We start from the raw sequence: 4,995 nt of genomic DNA, 5'->3' as shown, positions 1-4,995 counted from the left end.
CAGCGAGGTCTGCAAGGACTGGACGACAGCGGCGGAGCTCGTGCACCTGGCCGAGACCACCTTCCCTTTCGTTCGCTCACCCGAGCAGAACGCGGTCATCACTGCGCTCGTCGTTCACTACCGGTGCCTGGTCAACTTCGTGTCCGGCGACTTCAAGGGCAAGCACGGCCCGCAGGACATATGCCCCGAAGACTTCCTCGGCGCGACCTGGTCGCCCTCAGACCAGAACCTCGACCGCGACATGCGCGGCCGATTGGCGGTGTTGAACTCCGAGCAGCAACACATCTCGTGGAAGCGCCTCGAAGGCAACCTGACACTGTGGCCTTTCGGATTCCTCATTCGCGAGGTCAACTCGGCACTGTGGGAGTTCACCGACTTGCTCCTCCAGCAAGGCGGTTACGGCGCCGCAGAGTTCGACCGGGCACGCCGCACGACGGCCCCATTGTTGCCGTACAGGGAGTTCCGCGCCATATCCGCTGTCGACCATGCGCCACCCCGATGAGTGACACTCAGCCGGTAGGCTAGGCTTCGGCGGTTTACGACACCCCGCAGACGAGCCTCTTCCCGAGAGTCTCAAGCACCCCGTCCGTTGGTAGCTCGGGCACTCGACCTGCGTCATTCCGCCGCCAGCCGCGCTGGTCCACGGTCTAGCGTCAGGCAAGGGGCCTCGACGTACGTGCGGCGATCCGTCGCTGAGGCATGCTCGCCAGATCGCCAGGAGCCTGCCATGTCGAACACCATCCTGTTGCCGTTCCAGCCTGACGCAATGTCGCCGGCGCAACTGGCGGCCGTCTCCTACCTGGCCCGGTACTCCGGCCACACCCATCAGCTGTACGCCTACCAGCTTCGCCGCTGGTTCACATGGTGCAAGACGAATCGGCTCGACCCGCTGGTCGGAGTCCAGCGTGCCCACGTCGAGCTGTACATCCGGCATCTCGGCGAGACCGGTCTGCGGGCCTCCTCGATCAAACACGATGATGCACGGGGTCCGCGGGTTCTTCCGGTTCGCCCACATCGACGGCCTCATCCCGGCTGACCCCGCCGTCTACGCACAGCTGCCCAAGATCCACCAGGATGAGTCCCGAACGCAGGGCCTCGACCGGCTCGAGCTGATCAGGTTCCTCCAGGTCGCGCAGACCATCACTGTGCACCACGGCGCATTGGCGTACCTGCTGGGCATCAACGCGCTGCGGGCTTCGGAAGCTGCCGCGGTGCGGATCGAGGATTACCGCGAGACGCTTCGCGGGCGCCGGGTGCTGCACTTGGTCGGCAAGGGCAACAAGCCCGCGACCATGCCGCTGACCGTACCTGTCCTGCGCGTCCTGGAGGCCTGCCGCGGGGAACGCACCGAGGGTCCTCTCGTGCGGAGGCCGGTGTCGGGCAAGCCGATCGACCGGCGCGACTGCTACCGGATGGTCGCCCGGATTGCGAAGGCCGCCGGCATCCCGCGCCACATCAGCCCTCACTCCTTGCGCCACGCCGCCATCACCAACGCCCTCGACGCCGGCGTGCCACTGCGTGATGCGCAGATCCTCGCCCGCCACGCTGACCCTCGCACCACAGAGCACTACGACCGCGCACGCGGTAACCTCGACCGCCACGGCGTCCACTTCCTCACCGCCTACGTCGCAGGGGTTTGAACAGCCAGGCGCCGCGACCATGACTCGGCAGTGTGGCTCCGCGACATTAGCGCCCACTATGGGGCCCACCTCGCCCAGATTGACTGGACCAGTCGTCAGCTAAACGTTGCGCCGGCGAGAACTTCAACGGTTTCTTGGCTGAACCGTCTCAGAGCGAACCCGCCAATCTGAGGAGGCTGCCCAACCGTCAGCCGTACCATCGGGACATGGGAGCACCAGGAGCAGGCGGCGTCGTTCAACCCACCCTTCTCATTCCGCCCCTGATCCAGGCGGGGATTGATAGCGGGAAGTTGTTCCGCAACGGAAGTGTGGTCCGCGTGGTTGCGTCCGGACGAATCCACAAGCTCTTGAATGAAGTCCCCGGTCCTGAGAAGGTCGCCCAAGAGGTAGCGAAGCGTGCCGCAAAGCTCGGTCCCAAGATCATGGTGCCTGTCGTTCTGGTTACGGCCGCCGTGGGAGCGGGTGCGGCTTTCGTCATCAAGAAGCGCAAGAACGCTAACGACCCCGACGTGCGGGCCGAGGTGAAGGTCGACGTGCCTGAGTGCGTTGACAACTTCGAGGCGTCACTGCGTGCCTATGTAGACGCCGGCCGCGACGGAAAGCTCGACTCCGAGATTGTCGACGGACTCATCGCTGACCTGGAAGTGGTCAAGGCGTGGTCTGATGGCGGCAACACTGTCGAGTTTTCGTTCGAGCAGTTAGAACCGTTGTTCAGTCTGGTGATCGGTCACACCCCGGCGCTGGCTATGGCCTACTCCGTAGTGCTAGACGACTTTGAGGAGCAGGAGTCCGACTGCGATGCCGGGGTCGTTGTTCATCTGCGTCGGCACCTCGAAGTTCAGAAGAGAATTTTGGGCGAGGCGGCTTAGACGGTTGCAGATGTGAACTGCAGTGCGGGCCGCCCAGACCGTGGAGCCTGACCCAGGTCCCCGGGGCAGGCTCCCTATCGGCCCCAACTGGACGCGCGTCCTTCCGCCGCGACTGATGCAGCGGCGCCGTTCCAATTCCGGGTTGAAACGGTGGACGCAACGTCCGGACATGCCGCGATCCGGTAGTGGCGGGCCGCGGGACTCGATCCCCCGACCCAGGGATTATGAGAGCCATGGCAACTCCCCCATCGGGACGCTGCAGACTGCAGGAGTCCACGAATCGCCACCGTTGGACCGCTCTGTCCCCCCTGTTTGACTCCAGTTCGCCCCACGAATGGCCCCATGAATGGGCCCACACCTGGAGGCTGAAGTCGGTACAGCAATCCCCTGTCGTGTCGATGATTCGGTCTCGATGCTAGACCGATGATCATTGTCACTCGCGCGGGCAGCCGGAGAAGGCCCCATTCCGGCGCTGGCGCTGGAATCAGAGGTGACTGCGACCTTTGTACTGGTTGAAACCGGCCATCCCTGCAACCATGCCGGTTGTGATCGTGATTGATGGGCGTACGGACGAGGAGAAGCTGCTTGAGCTATTGGCAGGCGGCGCTGAGCAGCAGGCCCTCGATTTCAAGGCCACGCTGGACCTGAGCCAGAAGAGCTCAGCCGACGTGCTCGACCTCGTGAAAGATTGCGTCGCCATGAGCAACCTCCCGACCGGTGGGTACATCGTGGTCGGCGTTGATAACGCGGGCCAGCCGGCGCACGACCAGGCTGGGATCGACGTCTCCAAGTTCGACTCGGCGGCCTTGCGCGCGCGGATCGCCAGGTACACCGAGGCCACGGTCAACGTCATTAGTCAGCATCACGAGGTGAACGGCCGCGCTGTCGTCCTGATCTATGCAGAGCCGAATCCCGACGGTCTACCTGTGCCGTTTTCCAGTATTGGCCAGTACCAGCGGCCGGACAGGAGCATGGATACGGCCTTCCGCGAGGGGGAGATCGTGGTTCGCGAGGGGACCTCGAACGTCCGGCTGCGGTACTCGCACTGGACAGCGCTCATGCAGCGCTATCGCGAGAAGGTTCGTGACGAGGCCTTGCAAGACGCCAACACGCTCATTGGGCGGTTCGTCTCCGCGCTCGGTGAGAGCCGGGAGCCCGCCGGGAGGTCCACTTCCGTCCTTCCGCTCATGGTCGGTATGGACTGGGACACCTTCGATGATGCTCTGACTACTCACCTGGAAACCGACAGTACCGTTCGACTGCGGCGATTCCTCCGTGCCGCGGCCAACGACGCGAGCCACAACCTCCCGAGTACTTCAGAGGCAGATGATGCCCCGACGTCCGAGTACGAGGACTCGCTCGACGCGATTGCAGTTGTGGCAATCCAGGCGACAGTGCATGAACGCGCTGACATCTTCCAGCTTGCCGTCGATGCCCTGCACGACGCCTACACAGCAGGTGGACGCGCTCCCACAGTCGACGGCGGCAGTAACCCGCTCTCCGCCCGTCACTGGCTCGCGGTCATCGAGCGTGTCCTCGCGATCGGCCGAATGGTGATTGCCGACAAACGGTTCTCTTTCCTGCCGACACTGGTAGACCGCGAGGTAGCAGTGAGCAGTGGAGGGTATTCCTACGCCTCGTGGATCCGGCACGCACAGGTCACCGGGACCCAGCAGGGGCTTATCCCGGAGCGCGGCGGAAATCTGCTGTCGGCCGTGCGGCAACTGCTCGGTCAACGGTCATGGCTGCGACCGGATGTCGCCACACCGGTTGACCCTGAGCCCGGAAGCACCTTGGACCCGAACGACAGGTTGCTTAACGACCTGGCTCAGTTCGATCTGTGGTGGTGCGTGATGGCCCAGGCCCACAGGAAGCGCGAAATCGGGTGGGAGTTCTATCCCAGCTGTGCTGCCCTACACCAATACCGATGCCAGCCAGCAATCGACGCCATCGCCACCAACGACGCCGCGCGAGCAGCCGCTTTTCCCGGCGAGCAAATCACCACCATTGCCACTGCCTTGGCGGTCGTGCTCAAGGCGGCGGAGCGCGAGTCGTGGCAGTACGGCGGATTCTGGGCCGGCGACGCGGGCAGCAGCCCGGCCACGAGCTTCATTAGTCAGTACGCGAACAGCTGATGACACGGCAGCCCGGACATTCCGGGCTGCCCCGAACTCGAACCCTCGACCTTCTCATTACGAGTCCGCTTCCATGAGCGTCCACACACCGACGACCCCGATCCTGAGCGCTAGTTGTGCCCCGTGGTCAAGGGTCGTTGACGGCTGTTCAGGGTCCTCCGGGGGCCTCTGGGGGGCCTCGCCGTCCACACCGCTTGTTAGCAAATTCGCTGGCAAGGCCGCCCGCCTGCCACACTGGATGTGTGCCTCCTATAAGCCGCAGTAGCCGTCGCCGCAAATGGGCAGCGGCTGCGAGTTTGGTGGTAGCAGGCATTGCATCACCGGCTAGCGGTTGGACCGGTACACCGACCG

At 64.1% G+C, this 4,995-nt stretch carries 5 protein-coding genes; all 5 read left to right on the top strand.

Going from position 1 to position 4,995, the window contains the following annotated elements; translation table 11 throughout:
• Positions 1-502 (top strand): hypothetical protein (locus VFG33_RS36375; RefSeq protein WP_325057577.1); only part of this gene is annotated, 502 nt, incomplete at its 5' end.
• A gap of 225 nt (positions 503-727) precedes the next feature.
• Complete coding sequence (locus tag VFG33_RS36370; protein WP_325057576.1) at positions 728-1,036, top strand: site-specific integrase; 309 nt, start codon at positions 728-730, stop codon at positions 1,034-1,036.
• Positions 975-1,640: a tyrosine-type recombinase/integrase gene (locus VFG33_RS36365; protein ID WP_325057575.1), complete on the top strand. Its 666-nt coding sequence runs from the start codon at positions 975-977 to the stop codon at positions 1,638-1,640. Before VFG33_RS36370 ends, VFG33_RS36365 begins: the two co-directional genes overlap by 62 nt.
• A gap of 206 nt (positions 1,641-1,846) precedes the next feature.
• Entirely contained in the window at positions 1,847-2,509 is a 663-nt protein-coding gene (locus VFG33_RS36360) for a hypothetical protein (RefSeq protein WP_325057574.1), read from the top strand.
• Between the two features lie 536 nt (positions 2,510-3,045).
• Positions 3,046-4,644: an AlbA family DNA-binding domain-containing protein gene (locus VFG33_RS36355; protein WP_325057573.1), complete on the top strand. Its 1,599-nt coding sequence runs from the start codon at positions 3,046-3,048 to the stop codon at positions 4,642-4,644.
• Positions 4,645-4,995 lie beyond the last annotated feature (351 nt).

This window comes from Kribbella sp. (assembly GCF_035687465.1).
Classification (GTDB): domain Bacteria; phylum Actinomycetota; class Actinomycetes; order Propionibacteriales; family Kribbellaceae; genus Kribbella.
The sequence above is the reverse complement of the archived record's forward strand: the minus strand, read 5'-3'. Positions and strand labels throughout refer to the sequence as shown.